This window comes from Stutzerimonas nosocomialis (genome assembly GCF_005876855.1).
GTDB lineage: Bacteria > Pseudomonadota > Gammaproteobacteria > Pseudomonadales > Pseudomonadaceae > Stutzerimonas > Stutzerimonas nosocomialis.
The window spans coordinates 92,619-108,402 of sequence record NZ_QLAE01000004.1 but is presented as its reverse complement, the minus strand read 5'-3'; the positions used below and the strand labels follow the sequence as shown (position 1 = coordinate 108,402).

13 protein-coding genes are annotated in these 15,784 nt (G+C 53.3%); 8 read left to right on the top strand and 5 right to left on the bottom strand.

All coding sequences use genetic code 11. The features are described 5' to 3' along the window. The first annotated feature begins 484 nt into the window (after window positions 1–484). Genes DN824_RS03605 through DN824_RS03595 form a run of 3 tightly spaced genes read left to right on the top strand, consistent with a single transcriptional unit; the run spans window position 485 to window position 6,335 of the window. Entirely contained in the window at window positions 485–1,792 is a 1,308-nt protein-coding gene (locus DN824_RS03605) for a TolC family protein (RefSeq protein WP_008569960.1), read from the top strand. Between the two features lie 8 nt (window positions 1,793–1,800). After that, complete coding sequence (locus DN824_RS03600) at window positions 1,801–3,147, top strand: efflux RND transporter periplasmic adaptor subunit (protein ID WP_015275575.1); 1,347 nt, start codon at window positions 1,801–1,803, stop codon at window positions 3,145–3,147. Window positions 3,148–3,164: 17 nt separating this feature from the next. Further along, the gene (locus DN824_RS03595; protein ID WP_015275576.1) at window positions 3,165–6,335 is read left to right on the top strand and encodes a CusA/CzcA family heavy metal efflux RND transporter; all 3,171 of its coding nucleotides are present in this window, start codon (window positions 3,165–3,167) and stop codon (window positions 6,333–6,335) included. A 638-nt stretch (window positions 6,336–6,973) separates the two neighbouring features. On the opposite strand, the gene DN824_RS03585 is transcribed toward DN824_RS03595, so the two are convergent. Continuing rightward, window positions 6,974–7,303, bottom strand: coding sequence for a hypothetical protein (locus DN824_RS03585; RefSeq protein WP_241666545.1), 330 nt, complete (start codon window positions 7,301–7,303; stop codon window positions 6,974–6,976). 377 nt (window positions 7,304–7,680) lie between these two features. Between DN824_RS03585 and DN824_RS03580 the strand changes: the two genes are divergently transcribed. Continuing rightward, the gene (locus DN824_RS03580) at window positions 7,681–8,601 is read left to right on the top strand and encodes a cation diffusion facilitator family transporter (RefSeq protein ID WP_008569956.1); all 921 of its coding nucleotides are present in this window, start codon (window positions 7,681–7,683) and stop codon (window positions 8,599–8,601) included. A 214-nt stretch (window positions 8,602–8,815) separates the two neighbouring features. Here the strand turns inward: DN824_RS03580 and DN824_RS03575 are convergent, their stop codons facing one another. The 3 genes from DN824_RS03575 to DN824_RS03565 are packed head-to-tail and all read right to left on the bottom strand — an operon-like array spanning window position 8,816 to window position 10,393. Continuing rightward, window positions 8,816–9,277, bottom strand: coding sequence for a methyltransferase family protein (locus DN824_RS03575; protein ID WP_003292672.1), 462 nt, complete (start codon window positions 9,275–9,277; stop codon window positions 8,816–8,818). A 4-nt stretch (window positions 9,278–9,281) separates the two neighbouring features. Then, window positions 9,282–9,962 (bottom strand): DsbA family protein, encoded by a 681-nt coding sequence (locus DN824_RS03570; protein ID WP_008569955.1) that lies wholly within the window; start codon window positions 9,960–9,962, stop codon window positions 9,282–9,284. Then, the gene (locus DN824_RS03565) at window positions 9,959–10,393 is read right to left on the bottom strand and encodes a disulfide bond formation protein B (protein ID WP_003292674.1); all 435 of its coding nucleotides are present in this window, start codon (window positions 10,391–10,393) and stop codon (window positions 9,959–9,961) included. Before DN824_RS03565 ends, DN824_RS03570 begins: the two co-directional genes overlap by 4 nt. A 209-nt stretch (window positions 10,394–10,602) precedes the next feature. Here DN824_RS03565 and DN824_RS03560 point away from each other — a divergent pair, with 209 nt between their 5' ends. Next, a complete protein-coding gene (locus DN824_RS03560) occupies window positions 10,603–11,562 on the top strand; it encodes an arsenic resistance protein (protein WP_003292675.1) in 960 nt (319 codons plus the stop codon). Between the two features lie 25 nt (window positions 11,563–11,587). Here DN824_RS03560 and tnpC read toward each other — a convergent pair whose 3' ends face one another. Next, window positions 11,588–11,950 carry a Tn3 family transposase post-transcriptional regulator TnpC gene (gene tnpC / locus DN824_RS03555; protein WP_003292676.1) on the bottom strand — a complete coding sequence of 121 codons (363 nt, stop codon included), beginning with the start codon at window positions 11,948–11,950 and terminating at the stop codon, window positions 11,588–11,590. Window positions 11,951–12,186: 236 nt separating this feature from the next. Here tnpC and DN824_RS03550 point away from each other — a divergent pair, with 236 nt between their 5' ends. The 3 genes from DN824_RS03550 to DN824_RS03540 all read left to right on the top strand — a co-directional run bounded on the left by DN824_RS03550 (window position 12,187) and on the right by DN824_RS03540 (window position 15,749). Further along, a complete protein-coding gene (locus DN824_RS03550) occupies window positions 12,187–12,435 on the top strand; it encodes a hypothetical protein (RefSeq protein WP_101153433.1) in 249 nt (82 codons plus the stop codon). Window positions 12,436–12,913: 478 nt separating this feature from the next. Next, window positions 12,914–14,572 (top strand): ATP-dependent nuclease, encoded by a 1,659-nt coding sequence (locus tag DN824_RS03545; protein WP_015275579.1) that lies wholly within the window; start codon window positions 12,914–12,916, stop codon window positions 14,570–14,572. Beyond that, window positions 14,565–15,749: a UvrD-helicase domain-containing protein gene (locus DN824_RS03540; RefSeq protein WP_003292679.1), complete on the top strand. Its 1,185-nt coding sequence runs from the start codon at window positions 14,565–14,567 to the stop codon at window positions 15,747–15,749. The genes DN824_RS03545 and DN824_RS03540 overlap by 8 nt, the downstream gene beginning before the upstream one ends. The last annotated feature ends 35 nt before the right edge of the window (window positions 15,750–15,784 follow it).

Here is a 15,784-nt window from a genome sequence, read left to right as displayed (position 1 = left end):
GATTGGATTCGACATCTAAACCAGGAAGTCATCGTTTTGCCTTGGATGAGAAAAATAGTTTTGCTGATGTTGCTAGCCTTGTTCCCATTGCAATCATCATGGGCAGTTGTTAGCACGAGCTGCAGTCATGAGGATGGTTCGGCAGCAAATCATCTTGGACATCACGAACATCCGCACGAGTCTCTGGGTACTGACGAGGAAGGATCGTCAAAAGCCGCAAAAAAAATCAGTCTGGATGGAGACTGTGTCTTTCATGGCGACCATATCAAGCCGCTTATAACGAAAGGGATCTGTCCTGGTTCGGTATTATCAATGAGCTTGAAACCGTTTCCTTCTGCTAGCTACGCATCGGCTGAAGCGGGGCGTCCTGAGAAACCTAATTGGCGCATCGGTGCAAAACCGGTGGGACGCCAAAGTAACCAGTAAGCGCCATTTATCTGTATCTGACGTCTCACCGAACCTTCCCTTTTTTTAGGAGATTTCGGTGCGAAAAGCTCTTTTCTCGCTGGGGTTGACGACGTTGTCGTGCAATCTCGCCTTTGCGCAACCCTTAGAGTTGCCGACCTTCACACAGACCTTACCTGTCGGTGTGTCAAATACATTCCCCGTTGAGTCTGTCGAATCCATAAGCTTTCTACGCGCCTTGGAACTCGCTAGCTCTGCAAGCCCTGAACTGGCTGTTGCAAGACGTGAGCTGGCTGCTTCTCGCGCATTAATTAGCCAAGCCGGAGCACGTCCGAATCCAATATTGTCCGCTAGCCAGGAGGGAATCCGGGGCGATGCCCCGGAGACCACGCTTGAACTGAGCCAAGAAATAGAGCTGGGTGGTAAACGTTCGGCTCGTATTGAGGCGGCGCAACGAGCCTTGGACGTAGCAGCTGCTGACCTACAGGACGCCCAAGCTCGACTGAGGGGGGCAGTGATGGGCGCGTACTACGATGTGCTTACTGCTCAAGAACGGCTGGACCTCGCTCAGGCTGCTTCAAAGCTTGCGAAGCAAGCAGTGAACGTGGCCAATCGACGTGTGAGGGCCGGCATGGTTTCTCCCGTAGAGGAAACCCGGGCGCGGGTTGCGGCTACTGGAGTGCAAGTAGAGCTTGCCCAGGCCACAGCTGAACTCGAAGCTGCGCGCACTCGGCTGGCGGCCAACTGGGGAAATCCACAGCCACGCTTTGAGCGAGTAAAAGAGCCGGCAGAGGCAGTGCCTCCTCTTCCCGAGCTAGCTGAGCTTTATAGCCGTTTGAACGATTCCGCCCAACTAACCCGCGCGCGTCGGGAGGCTGAAAGACGTCGGGCTGCGTTAAAGCTGGAAAGGACGAATCGCTTTTCTAACGTGACGGTTAGCGTAGGTGCCCAACGCTCAGATGAATATAACGGCACGCTGGGATTGGTGAGTATCTCGATGCCCCTGCCGTTGTTTGATCGAAACCAAGGCAACATCGGAGCAGCGCAGGAACGGGCCTACCAGGCGCAGGACGAGCTCAACGCCGTCCATATACGCCTGAAAAGCGAACTTTCCCAAGCGCACATGCGGCTGCGCACTGCTCGCCAGCAGTTTGAACTGTTGCGCAACGATATGCTCCCCAGTGCCCAAAGCGCTTATGAAGCTGCCAGCAAGGGGTTCGAACTTGGAAAATTCACGTTCCTTGACGTACTGGATGCTCAACGCACGCTTTTCCAAGCCCGATCTCAGTACCTGTCTGCGCTATCACAAGCTAACCAGGCGGCGGCAGAAATCTCGCGAATTGTCGGAGATGGGTCGGCCGTTATCACCTCGGCCACTCAGCCATAGGAATCCATATGAAAAGTAAATCGAATACATCTTCCTTGGCTGGTCACAAGAAGCAGATTTTTTGGATCGTCGTCATATTAAGCGTGGCACTTATGCTTGGCGGATTGCTTCTTCGCAGTAGTCCAGCTGTGCCCGATGCGGGCGACGCACATAGCGAGCATGGTGACGAATCGGAGCATGAGGATGAAGGGCATTCGGATGAGGATGCAGAAGCCGAAGGAGATCATGGCCATGATGAAGGAGGCGCCGATAGCGATCACGAGGTCGGTGCGGCAGAGAAAGATGAGCATGAAGATGAGCCCGAGGGAGCGGAGCATACTGAAACAGCAGAGGTAGAACTCTCAGAGACACAAATCCTAGCCGCCGGCATCTCACTGGCAACTGCTCAGCCCGCAAAGATAAAAAGCGCAATTGAGCTGCCTGGCGAAATTACATTCAACCAAGACCGCACAGCGCAAGTTGTGCCTCGTCTCTCAGGTGTCGTTGAAGCGGTCAAAGTCGATTTGGGCGAACAGGTGAAACAGGGGCAAGTACTTGCTGTGATCGCGAGTACAGACCTGTCGGAACGTAGAAGCGAGTTCTACGCGGCGCAAAAACGTCTTGCATTGGCTCAAAAAACCTATCGACGCGAAAAGGAGCTATGGGAAGAGCGTATTTCTGCGGAACAGGATTATTTACAGGCACAACAGGCTTTACGGGAAGCAGAGCTGACTGTTGCGAATGCAAACGCACAGCTACAAGCGCTTGGCAGTGATGCTGGCAAGCCAGACGCATTGAGCCGCTACGAACTCAGGGCGCCGTTCGATGGGATGATCGTTGAGAAGGACATCACGCTCGGTGAGTCAGTCAATACCGATGACCAGATATTCATCATTTCCGATCTCTCCACCGTGTGGGCAGATATCAGCGTTCCTGCCAATGCACTCAGCGCGGTACGAGTAGGCAGCAATGCCGTTATCGAGGCCACAGCATTCGAGTCCAGTGCCAATGGAACCGTTTCTTATGTCGGCTCACTTGTTGGTCAGCAAAGCCGCGCCGCTACCGCCCGGGTCACACTTCCCAACCCTGAAGGGGTTTGGCGCCCCGGCCTGTTCGTCAAAGTGCAGGTAGGCGCTGGCGAAGCATCCGTGCCAGTCGCAGTAAGTCCTGATGCGATCCACACATTGGAAGAAAAGCCGGTGGTGTTTGTACGGACCGACCATGGCTTTGCTGCTCAGCCAATCGTGAGTGGCCGCAGCGATAGTGACGCGGTCGAAATCAAGGAAGGCCTCCAGCCCGGAGCGCGCTATGCCTTGGATAACAGCTTCATCATCAAGTCCGAGCTTGGCAAAGCCAGCGCCTCGCATGCTCACTGATACGGAGTTATAGAATCGTGTTCGAACGTATCATTCGTTTTTCTATCGAGCATCGCTGGTTGGTTATGCTAGCCGTGCTTGGCATGGCAGCGTTAGGAGCTTACAGCTACCAAAAGCTGCCTATCGATGCTGTCCCGGATATCACCAACGTACAGGTGCAAATCAACACTGCGGCGCCAGGTTATTCCCCGCTGGAAGTGGAGCAGCGTATTACCTACCCGCTCGAGACGGTAATGGCTGGGCTGCCCAAGCTCGAGCAGACACGATCCTTGTCTCGATATGGACTTTCTCAGATCACAGTTATTTTTGAGGAAGGCACTGACATCTATTTTGCCCGCCAACTTGTGAACGAGCGCCTGGGAGGGGCCAAAGATCAGCTCCCAGATGGCGTCACTCCAACACTTGGCCCTATTTCCACTGGGCTTGGCGAAATCTATTTTTGGACGGTTGAAGCTGAGGAAGGTGCCACCAAATCGGACGGTACGCCGTATACCCCTGCTGACTTGCGTGAGATTCAAGATTGGATCATCAAACCGCAAGTCCGAAATGTACCTGGTGTTACTGAGATCAATACGATCGGAGGATATGCAAAGGAATATCAGATCGCCCCCAACCCAGACACTTTGCGGTCGTTTGGACTAACACTACAAGATTTGATCGAGGCGGTTGAGCAAAACAATAACAATCTAGGTGCCGGATATATTGAAAAGCGCGGCGAGCAGTATCTTGTTCGCGCTCCAGGACAAATGCAGTCTGTGGAGGACATCCGCGATACCCTTATTAGCAACGTTGACGGTACCCCAGTGCGTATCCGCGACGTTGCGACGGTCGAGGTTGGAAAGGAGCTCCGCACTGGCGCAGCCACCGAGAATGGCCGCGAAGTGGTACTAGGTACGGCCTTCATGCTTATCGGTGAAAATAGCCGAGTAGTTTCAAGGGCTGTCGACGACAAGATGAAAGAGATAAACCTTTCGCTTCCGGAAGGCGTAAAGGCAATTACTGTCTACGATCGAACTGTACTCGTAGACAAAGCTATATCCACCGTTAAGAAGAACCTCACTGAGGGTGCCATTCTTGTTGTGGTTATACTTTTTCTCTTCTTAGGCAATATCCGGGCGGCGATCCTAACCGCGCTTGTGATACCGCTTTCTATGCTCTTCACGTTCACCGGCATGGTAGCCAATCAGGTCAGCGCCAACCTGATGAGCCTAGGCGCATTGGATTTCGGCATCATTATCGATGGAGCCGTGGTGATTGTTGAGAACTGCGTGCGTCGACTTGCACACGCTCAGTCCCATCACGGACGGGCATTAACACTGTCCGAACGGCTTCATGAAGTATTCGCTGCGGCAAAGGAAGTGCGTCGGCCTCTATTGTATGGGCAGCTGATCATTATGATCGTGTATCTGCCGATATTCGCCCTTACAGGGGTAGAAGGTAAGATGTTCACGCCCATGGCGTTTACCGTAGTGACAGCGCTATTCGGGGCGATAATCCTTTCGGTGACGTTCGTCCCGGCGGCCGTTGCGCTCTTTATCGGTAAGCGGGTTACGGAAAAGGAAAACTTTCTAATCCGCAATGCTAAACGGGCCTACGCACCTGCGCTCGATGCGGTAATGGCCAACAAGCCAGCAGTGCTCACCTTTGCGGTAGTTGTAGTCATACTTTCTGGCCTCGTAGGGTCACGTATGGGCAGTGAATTCGTGCCTAGCCTCAACGAGGGAGACTTCGCTATCCAAGCCCTTCGTGTACCAGCTACCAGTCTTAGTCAGTCTGTAGAGATGCAGCAGCAGCTGGAGCGAAAGCTTATGGATGAGTTTCCGGAGATTGAACGCATATTTGCGCGAACTGGCACTGCGGAAGTGGCATCGGATGCTATGCCTCCAAATATCTCTGACGGGTACGTCATGCTGAAGCCACAAGAACAGTGGCCGGATCCAGGCAAGTCGCGTAATCAGCTCTTAAGCGAGGTGCAAGCATCCGCCGCTGAGTTGCCGGGCAATAACTACGAGTTTTCCCAGCCGATTCAGCTGCGTTTCAACGAGCTGATTTCCGGAGTTCGTGCCGCGGTAGCCGTGAAAATCTATGGTGATGACATGGACGTTCTTAACAGCACGGCGGCGGAAGTATCCGAGGTGCTAGGACAAGTACCAGGCGCTTCAGAGGTTACGGTCGAGCAGACGACTGGCCTTCCCATGCTCACGATTGATATCGATCGCGATCAGATCGCACGATACGGCCTGAGTCTAGATACCGTCCAGCAAGCGGTTGCAGTAGCTATCGGTGGCCGAGAGGCAGGCACCTTGTTTCAAGGAGATCGGCGTTTCGATATCGTGGTTCGTTTACCGGACGAGATACGCAGCGATCTCGCCGCAATTGAGCGGCTTCCAATTGCCCTTCCAAGGGAATTAAACAGCACCATAAGTTATATCCCCCTCGGCGAGGTGGCCACCCTGGATTTGGCCCCCGGTCCGAATCAGATCAGTAGAGAAGAAGGGAAACGGCGAATTGTCGTCAGTGCAAACGTCCGTGGTCGTGACATTGGATCATTCGTATCTGAGGCAGAACAGAAAATCCAGGCCCAGGTAGATATCCCGGCAGGTTATTGGATCGACTGGGGCGGTACCTTTGAGCAGCTTGAATCGGCAACGAAGCGGCTGCAGATTGTCGTCCCCGTGGCGCTGCTCCTGGTCTTCATTCTGCTTTTCATGATGTTCAACAATGTCAAAGACGGTTTGTTGGTCTTTACAGGGATTCCATTTGCGCTCACCGGAGGCATTGTTGCGCTGTGGCTCAGAGATATCCCATTGTCCATTTCAGCAGGTGTTGGCTTTATTGCTCTGTCAGGCGTCGCCGTTCTAAATGGCCTGGTAATGATCTCCTTCATCCGTAGCCTACGGGAGCAAGGTTTACCTCTGGACACTGCGATCCGCGAAGGTGCCCTTACCCGGCTACGACCGGTATTGATGACAGCCTTAGTGGCTTCACTCGGGTTCGTTCCAATGGCCTTGAATGTGGGTACCGGTGCAGAGGTACAACGTCCCCTTGCGACGGTGGTGATCGGGGGGATTCTCTCCTCAACGGTGCTAACGCTATTAGTTTTGCCGTTGCTCTACCAGATGGCTCATCGACGCGAAGACGAATTGGAGGAGCAAGAAATCGCGTTGGCCGCTGACAGAACAAGCTAGAGATTGGATGGCGGCACACAACGCCCCGTTCTTGCTAGCTAGCGAGAACGGGGCGCGTTAATTATCGGAGCGCAGTTTCATTAGCGGCGCAGCGGACAGCACAGCCTTTGTGGCGCAGTCTGATGCATCTAAGCGGTAAATAAAAAATTGCTCAGCGCTTAGTGCGTATGACTTTCGCTACATACGCGTCCTTGACCTGATGGCTTTCACCCACGGTGAGCTGACGAAGGATTATGCAAACAGCGACTGACCTGCCCCGGTCGGCAGCAAAGGGCGATAGCTACGACAAAGCCCTGGCTGGAACGATCAGCGGGCTGTGCAAGGCCGAGCTGACACCGTCAATCATGGGCGAACCGTGAGGCCTTTGAGATAGCGACCCAGACATGGGTGCGCTGTACGCCACAGCGTCTGTTCAGCTCACTCGGACATGATCCTTGCGAAGGCTAATAACAACAGATCAGGCAATGGCGGCCTGACTTAAACGAAACGGCTTATATAAATTCCGGGCGATTCGCTGGTAGCGATGTTGCGGGCAAGTTATGGAAACAAAAAAGCGCCCCGAAGGGCGCTTAGAGTGCAACTGCTTCCAAAGGAGATTGGAAGCTGCAGGAGGCGAATATCGTTCAGATATGAAGCGGTTAGTCAGCTTTGGTTTCTTTCTTGCTTTCCGTATTGTTCTGATCTTGGCGGGTATCCTTAATCTGTAATTCGTCTATTTTTCGTTTGGCGGATTCGGTTCCGTGAATTAGTTTTTGATCTGCTCGGAATTTTTCATTAAATTTAATTGAGCGGTCGTAACCATCTTCTGCATAAGACAATGCGGAGCCGCAGATTACCAAACCAACAACAATAGCTTTCAACAGATTCATAGGGCAGTCCTCGCTAAATTCAAAGGTGGCTTGCTGAGCTTTCTCGCTGAGCCCTGCAGGTTCGAATGAATTTTGCGTGATTGAAGTTAACAGCAGCATGAGCCAAGCATTACATTATTGAAATGTAATGCTTCCATTGCGCGGTGACATGAGCGCCTTGCTTCGTCATGTCAGCACCGAGGCGCACCAATCTGCAAGGGCCTATCCTACGAAAAGAATGATTGGAAGATTACAATTTTGTCATCTTCGGATTGACGCCGCATCATCTATCATTAGCGAGCAACGTCGTTTAACGTTTGAGAGGGATCGGCCAGTTATCGGCAAGTTTCAGACGATAATGCACGAACTCGCTTGAGAGTGGTCGCATTTCTGTCAGTGTGGTTTGGAAGGCCAGATGGTATTGGTGCTAGTATTATCTATTACTTTTTTGGGCTCCCTATCCTTGTCTTATGTTATTTAAGGACGGTTAAAAACCAATGGCTCACGAACATAACCATAACACCGAAGCCATAGGCGATAAGCGTTTAATCGCTGCCATTGGCGTTAATACTGTGCTAACTCTGGCACAAGTTGTTGGAGGAATACTTTCTGGCAGTTTATCGCTCATAGCTGACGCGCTACATAACTTGAGCGATGCCGCATCACTGGTTATTGCGCTCATCGCACGTAAAATCGGTCGCAAACCGCCAGATGCTTTTAAAACCTTCGGCTACCGACGCAGTGAAACCATAGCGGCTTTGATTAACTTGGTCACGCTGATTATCGTTGGTCTCTACCTCATCTACGAAGCTATAGGTCGGTTTTTTGCCCCACAGCCCATTGAAGGATGGACAGTGGTCGTGGTGGCGGGAATAGCCTTGATTGTAGATGTCGTCACGGCCTTGCTCACCTACACAATGTCTAAGAATAGCATGAATATAAAGGCGGCATTCTTGCACAATGTGTCGGATGCGCTGGCCTCCGTCGGTGTTATTATTGCCGGAACATTAATCCTTCTGTATGACTGGTATTGGACAGATACTGTACTGACGCTGATGATTGCTGGTTACGTGCTATGGCAGGGCTTTAGCATGCTACCTAAAACCATTCACTTGTTAATGGAGGGCGCACCAGAAGGAGTTTCCATCACTGATATAATCAATGTCATGGAGCAAGTGGACGACGTTGTGAGTGTTCACCACGTACATGTCTGGGAAATTGCCGAACATTCAACTGCATTGGAAGCTCACGTTGTCATCAAGAAGGCTAGCCTGCCCGAAATTGAACGAGTGAAGACTGATTTAAAACGTGTACTTCATGAGCGATTCAAAGTCAGCCACTCGACACTTGAAATGGAGCTAGACGGCAGTGTTTGTATCGACACCAGGCAGGCCGACAGTCATCGCAGCGAAGCATAAGCCTGCTTTGCGCTCACCGCTGTTGCTAGACAGTTATCTCGATATCAACGGAGTGAACTTGCGACATCACTCGTTGGCGCTATGTCTTCGACCAGAGACATGCTAGCGGCATGTGGCCAAAGCAGCTCGTCACGAGGAGATCAGGCTAGGTCGTGGCACCTTCGGCAGGCTGCCGCGACGAGCAAGCCCCGCCAGTCGCTACCGCCGCGGACGCTCAGAGCCAGCGGCGGACTCGTGCACGGTAGCGGGCAAATGATTCGCCGAACAATGTTTCCAGCGCCCACTCTTCGGCTGGGATCTGGAAACGGTTCATGTACAGCACGAAAGCAACTACGCCAAGCAGGGTTAGAGGCGAGGCCAAGACCAGCGCCCAAGCCGCCAGGATAATGGCAAAGCCTAAGTACATGGGGTTGCGGCTGTACCGGTAGATGCCAGCCTCCACTAATGCAGAAGCCTGCTGCGGCTGCAATGGATTAACCGTAGTACGCGCGCGGCGAAACGACAGGACGCCGGCGAGGCACACGCCGAGCCCCAGGAGCAGTATTGGCAAAGCGAAGGTCAGGCGCGCGGTCCATGCCAGTTCGAAACCCGGCAATTTGGTTCCCGACAAACCCATCAGCACAGCGATCAGGCCGGCCACGAGCAGCGGTGGCACGCGGTTTTCCAGCGCGCTCATAGTGTCATTCTCGTGCCTTGGCCACTTCGCTGTTCACCAACTGGCGCAGCGGCTCCGGGCCAAACTCGCTGAGCGCACGACCATTGACAAAAAAAGTCGGCGTGCCACGAACCCCAACGGCTTTAACGTCCTGCATGTCCGTTTCCAGCACGGCGTTGACGCCAGGCGTATGCATGTCCTGGCGGGCCTGTTCCAAGTTCAAACCGACGCGCTCTGCAGCAGCCCATGCCTGCGTTACCTTGGGGTCGTCGTGCCAACCGGGTTGGGCTTCCAGCACAGCCCCCAACACTTGTTCATGGAGATTTTGCTTACGCGCCGCCTCCAGCATTCGCGCCACCTCTTCGGAGCCTTGATGGAACAGTACATAGCGCAGCACCAAACGCACGTCTTCCGGGTTCTCGGCGAGGATCTGCTTCACATAGGGGTGGAAGGCGCGGCATGCCTCGCAGGAAGGGTCAAAGAATTCGACGATGGTCACTGGCGCTTGCGCCGGGCCGAACACTGGTGAGTGGAAGCGAACCAACTGGCCGCCGTTCTGTTTGGGTTGTGTCGCGGTCTCTTGGGCTGTCGAACCGGGAGCCTGGGCCTGTTGAGGCGATTGCGAGGGGGAATAGAAGAATGCGGCGGCAGCAAAGACGGCCAGGATCACGACACTGACGATCAGGACCACGGAACGGCGATTCATGGGGTGGTTCTCCGACGGATGATTATGAGCAGGATGGCGATAAGGATAAAAGCGAACAAGGCGAGTGCCGGCAGGGGCACCACGCCGAAGAGGGTCATTCCGGCGCCTGAGCAGGATGGACCAGTGGCCGTGCAGGGCTGGATCGGCTGTGGAATCAGCCCTGCATAGAGCAGCGTGTGAACAAATGCCAGTGCCGCACCGATAGCGGTCAGCGGCAGGGCATAGTGCCAGACGGTGAAATCCGAGCGGTAGCAGGCGATGGCCAGGATCACCGCCAGCGGAAACATGAAGGCACGCTGGAACCAGCACAACACGCAGGGTGCCTGGCCCATCACCTCACCAATGAACAGCGCGGACAGGGTCGATACCAGTGCGACCAGCCAGGTTAGCAGCAGCAGGTTCCAGGGCATGCCTGAAGGTTGAGGATTCATTGCGGTTAACTCCTGGCGATGGCGAGCACTTGCCTCAGACCCGCCATCCAGTTATTTCGAAACATCATGCATCCTCTTATCGGCAGGACTTGTTAGGACCGTTGCGGACTTCGCCCAACGGCAAAGCGAAAAGCAACCAGCCTCAACGCTGGGTTAAATCCGATGCCAGTGGGAGAATGTCGCCCTTGCGCAACAAGGGAAGATATCAGATGTCGCGGGACTGGCTGGAAGAACACCAGATAGCATTTTATTTCGCGGCGGTGGTGGCCGCTGCCATTGCAGGCCTGAGCTCTGCGCAATTCACCGGACTGACGGCCATGGCCATCACACCGGCGATTGCCGTGCTGATGTATGCCATGTTTCTGCAGATTCCTTTTTTGGAGCTGCGAGAAGCTTTTGCCAACCGCCGCTTCGTCGGTGCCTTGTTGCTGGCCAACTTCCTATTGGTGCCATTGATGGTGTGGCTGGTGACGTGGCCGCTCTCATCGAACAAGGCCTTGTTGGTCGGCGCGCTGCTTGTCCTGCTGACGCCTTGTATCGATTACGTGGTGGTCTTCACCCACCTGGGCAAAGGGGACTCTCGTCTGGTGCTCGCGGCGACGCCATTGCTGCTGTTGCTCCAGCTTCTGCTGCTGCCCCTCTACTTGCGGCTAATCCTTGGCCCCGAAGCCGGCACAGTGATCGAGCTGTGGCCCTTCGCAGAAGCCTTCCTGTTACTGATCGTCCTACCCTTGGTAGCGGCTGTGCTCACCGAATTTGGCGGACGCCGATCTCTGCTGCTTCGCGCATGGAGCGCAGGTTGGGCCTGGCTGCCAGTGCCTGCAATGGCCCTGGTTCTAATCGTGGTGGTGGGTTCGCAGATCGCGGCTGTCGTGTACCAACTCGACATCCTGGCGCCGTTGCTTCCGGTATACGGAGCGTTTCTACTACTCGCTCCGGCCCTCGGCGTACTCAGCTCCCGGCTATTTGGCTTGGAGGCTTCTGCCGCACGGGCAGTGGCCTTTAGCTCAGGCACTCGCAACTCGCTTGTAGTGCTTCCCCTGGCCCTAGCGCTCCCGGAGTCCATTCGCGCGCTGGCCGCGGCGGCTGTGATTACTCAGACACTCGTAGAACTGATTGGTGAATTGATCTACTTACGGGCGATTCCAGCCATGGTCAGAAACAGTTGAGCCTCGTCGAAATCGGCGAGAGCGCTCATGCCTCGTGCTGTGGAGCAAGATTGATCAGCGGCGCAATGATGAGCTGAGCGGAGCGCGCCCAAGAAACCAGTGCCTCAAGATCCATCTGTAGAGATTGGGCTTCTGTCCAGATACAAGCACTCTCGGCAGGCACCGTAAGAGCGATGCCCTCAACTATCGTCAGAGCCATCGCATGCAATCTCAGTAGCTCGTCGCGAATGGAGGTGATTCCACCCAGTTCCACCAAGCAGACGTCCAAGCGATCAACCAGCCGGAGCAGTTGAGAGGTGTCGAAGCTGTCGCGCAGGTTTTCCAACGCCACGGCGTCCACTTCGCCGTACGGTGTAAGGCGGAAGGATGCGGGAGGAATGTTGATCATGGCGTTTTCTCGGTATCTAGCTGGCTAGGTCTGATCACCCGCAGCGAGCCGGCAGCTTGTTGGAACACCGAGTCCTTGATCCAGGGCTCCGGTGGCCGGTTTAGCTTGAGGTTGAATTCGCCGAAGCGCTTGAGGTTGCTGGTCAGGTAGAGTGGTTGGGCCCCCTTCAGCATACATAGCGGAACTGGTGTAGACGACTAGCCCTGAGCTAGGCCTTGGGCTTTCAAGCAGCTCCAATGATCGGCACTGAAGTGCTAGGGAGCGGATTACTTCTAAAATTCTGGCTAACACGCTCACACTTAAAAACGCTTCTGGATATGCTGGAAAAAGGCAAGCCAAGCAGGCGAAAAATTGACACTAACTACTTTCAATACAATGGTTATTTCTTGGGATATAACTCTTCTAAAGATAATGCCGGTAAATACGGATTTGAAGAAAGCCCTGCTGAAATCAAGCAAAAAGTGAAAGAGCTTTTACTAATCTAGCTCGGTCGAACAAACTAGGTCTATTGCTCGTTGAGTGATCGTCTCTGAGCATTTTAACTGCTGCCGTTGCTGGCAGCCATGAGTCAAAAATTGCACTCAACGACAGGCAGCTTTTGGCCGACAGGTGCCTGTCGTCACCGGCTGCAATCGGCCGAGGCTGTGTAAAAACGTTTTCGAGCGCGACAGGTACTCAAAACCGGACTGGAAATCGCGCATCTGGGCGAAATCCACATCTGCTGAGGTGCCGAAAAATTTCAGATTTCACGTAGACGCGCGCACTTCAATTTTGACGAAGCGTTTTTACACACTCTGGGCCAAAAGCAGGCATTAGATGTGACCACGGCACTCGAGGTGATTCAAAACTGCTCTAGACGTTCGTCTTCAGCTGATAGCCATATGGACAGCACACACCACCCAAGGTACGGTTCATTTGCCATGGTAATACGCCATTATCAAGCGATGCCTAGAGGGATTTAGAGTGCACGTTAAAGCCATCAAGCTGATCAACTTCAAAAAATTTCGCGACGAACTTCTAGAATTCAACGACGACGTCAATATTTTCGTCGGCGACAACAATGCTGGTAAAAGCACAATCTTGGAAGCGTTAGAAATTGTGCTCAATTACAATCATCGTGGACGGCCCTTCAACGGCGAGTTCTCCCCTGATCTTTTCAATCAGGATGCCGTCACGCGGTTTCTCGCCTCTGACTTGAGCTCCAAGCACCTGCCCAGCCTTATCATCGAAGCCTACATTGACGGTGTGCCTGAGTACCGAGGCTCGAACAACAGCCTCAAGGCTGACGCCCAGGGCGTCTTGGTACAAGCCTGTTTCGACCCGTCGCTGGAGGCCGTATACGAGAGCCACCTGCTGACCAAGCCGAACATCACCAGCATTCCGATCGAATTCTATAAGGTGGAATGGCTCGATTTCGGTTGGAATCCGATAAAACCGATCGCTAAGAAGTTTAAGGCGCTGTACATCGACCCCACACGTATCCACCCAACCATGGGGAAGAACCAGTACATTTCGAGCATTCTCAACACCGCATTGGCGAAGGAAGAGCTCGTCAAGCTGACCCTCAATTATCGTGAAAACCTGCAGGTGTTTAACAACTCCGGGGAGGTCAGGACGGTCAATGCCAGCCTTGATGCGGGTCACCTTATCACCGATAGCAAGCTCACCATTGCAGCAAGTACGTTACCTGCGGGCTCCATCCAGACCGGCCTACAGCTTGAGGTCGATGATGTGCCTTTTCACCTCATCGGCAAGGGTGAACAGAGCAATGTGCAGATTAAACTGGCCATTCAGAACAAATCCCACGACATCGATCTGGTGATGATGGAAGAGCCCGAAAATCATCTATCTCACACCAATCTGAACAAGCTTGTGCACTACATCGAAACCCAGCGAGGAGACAAGCAGCTGTTCCTGACCACCCACAGCTCGTATGTGTTGAACAAGCTGAGTATCGACAAAATTTGCCTTGTGCAGTCAGGGTACAAAAGGCTGCACACGCTAGACGCTAAAGTGGTGAAGACCCTCAAGCGTCTTCCTGGCTACGACACCTTGCGGGTGGCACTGTCGGGCAAGGTCATCCTGGTCGAGGGGCCGTCGGACGAACTGGTGCTCAAGAAAATCTACCAACGAAAACACAACCGACTGCCTGAGCAGGACGGGATAGATATCATCGTGGTACGCGGTGTAGGTTTCAAGACGTTCATCGAAGTCGGTAAAGAGATCGGCACCAAGATCCATGTGCTCAGGGATAATGACGGCGACTATAACGGTAACGTTGTACAAGGACGTCTGGAATACGCTGCGTTTCCTAACATCAAGCTGTACTCGTCGATGAACGACGCCGAATTTTCGCTTGAGCCAGCGATGATTTATGCCAACGCAGTTGACATTAAAACCCTTGACGCTTTCGCAAAGGAAGTCTTGTCGACGGAAACCTTCAATATCTACAACGCAGAGGTCTCTCTGGAGGATCGAAGGGAAAATTTGATCCGTTGGTTCAAGAGCGTAAAGGGCAACGGTAAAGGCGCTCGCAAGGTCGACTCTGCGGTCAAACTGTTCGATGGCGCACTGGACTTCAAGTACCCAGCCTTTCTAGACGAGGTGCTCGATTTTGCCTAACGAACTCTGGGTCGCAGGCGCCGGATCAGGGAAAACGCACAAGATCATTACTGAAGCCATTGAGACCATCAAGGCTGGTGGACGTGTGCTTGTAGTCACCTATACAACCAATAATCAGGCAGAGTTGCGCTCTCGTTTTGTTGAGTTGTACGGTGCTAGCAGTGAGCACTTCGTCGTCAAGGGGCTGTTCTCTTTTTACCTGGAAGATATGGTGCGTCCCTATCAGAGCGAGGTATTTCCAGATCGGATCACGACTATCTCGTTCACTGAGAACAACCCTCACTTAATATCAGGTACAACCTACTACATTGAAGGCAGAGCTGAAAAATCGGAAGATGGCACGATCAATCCACTGCATTACCTGACGCCCTGCAAAACAAAGGCGTACTCCGGGTTTTTGGCAAAGCTTGCGACCCTCATTGCGAAACTATCCAAAAATGCCCCTGCCAAGCGGTTGAAGGAGATTTATCAAAGGGTCTATTTTGATGAAGTGCAGGATTTGGTCGGTTGGGACTACGACGTGATCAAATCACTCAACAAGGTCATGGTCGACTCGATCTGTTGTGTGGGCGACTTTCGACAGACAATCTACACAACGACGTTCGGCCATAAGGCTCCGCAGACGCCTCAACAGAAGGTCGATTACTTCGTCGGGAAAATGAAGTTCGAAAAGCATTCGATGCCGAAGAATCGCAGGTGCATACAAGAAATCTGCGACCTCTCCGACACGATCCACCTGGGGCTGTATGACAAGACGGTAACAGGTGTCGAGAAAGTGCCAGACGAAATATCGCATCACCATGGCACCTTCATAGTGAAACAATCTCAGGTGAGCGATTACTTGGCAGCGTTTCAGCCTCAAGTACTGCGCTGGTCGTCCACCACCGGCACTGGATACCTACCGGGTAACCTTATCTGTTATACGTTCGGTTCCTGCAAAGGCTTAGGCTTTGATCGAGTGCTTGTGATCCCGTCAGATAAACATCTGAAGTTCATTGGCGGAAATGCCAAAGTGTTCGACAAGGATAAGACGGAGGAGTCGCGAAACAAGCTATACGTCGCGATTACCCGCGCGCGCTATAGCCTGGCCTTCCTCGTCGAGGATAAGAAGGTGAAAGGGCTCCCTTACCCCATATGGGATGGCTCTGGCGCGCTCAATGCAGTGATCGAAAAGTGAGGCGGAGAGGCTGACGACTCATGTTGAGTGACGAG

What these genes read in the sequence shown, in the direction of transcription:
- DN824_RS03570 (WP_008569955.1), bottom strand. Translation starts at nt 9,962, where the DNA reads ATGAATCGCCGTTCCGTGGTCCTGATCGTCAGTGTCGTGATCCTGGCC.
- DN824_RS03565 (WP_003292674.1), bottom strand. Translation starts at nt 10,393, where the DNA reads ATGAATCCTCAACCTTCAGGCATGCCCTGGAACCTGCTGCTGCTAACC.
- DN824_RS03560 (WP_003292675.1), top strand. Translation starts at nt 10,603, where the DNA reads ATGTCGCGGGACTGGCTGGAAGAACACCAGATAGCATTTTATTTCGCG.
- tnpC (WP_003292676.1), bottom strand. Translation starts at nt 11,950, where the DNA reads ATGATCAACATTCCTCCCGCATCCTTCCGCCTTACACCGTACGGCGAA.
- DN824_RS03550 (WP_101153433.1), top strand. Translation starts at nt 12,187, where the DNA reads ATGATCGGCACTGAAGTGCTAGGGAGCGGATTACTTCTAAAATTCTGG.
- DN824_RS03575 (WP_003292672.1), bottom strand. Translation starts at nt 9,277, where the DNA reads ATGAGCGCGCTGGAAAACCGCGTGCCACCGCTGCTCGTGGCCGGCCTG.
- DN824_RS03580 (WP_008569956.1), top strand. Translation starts at nt 7,681, where the DNA reads ATGGCTCACGAACATAACCATAACACCGAAGCCATAGGCGATAAGCGT.
- DN824_RS03585 (WP_241666545.1), bottom strand. Translation starts at nt 7,303, where the DNA reads ATGCTGCTGTTAACTTCAATCACGCAAAATTCATTCGAACCTGCAGGG.
- DN824_RS03600 (WP_015275575.1), top strand. Translation starts at nt 1,801, where the DNA reads ATGAAAAGTAAATCGAATACATCTTCCTTGGCTGGTCACAAGAAGCAG.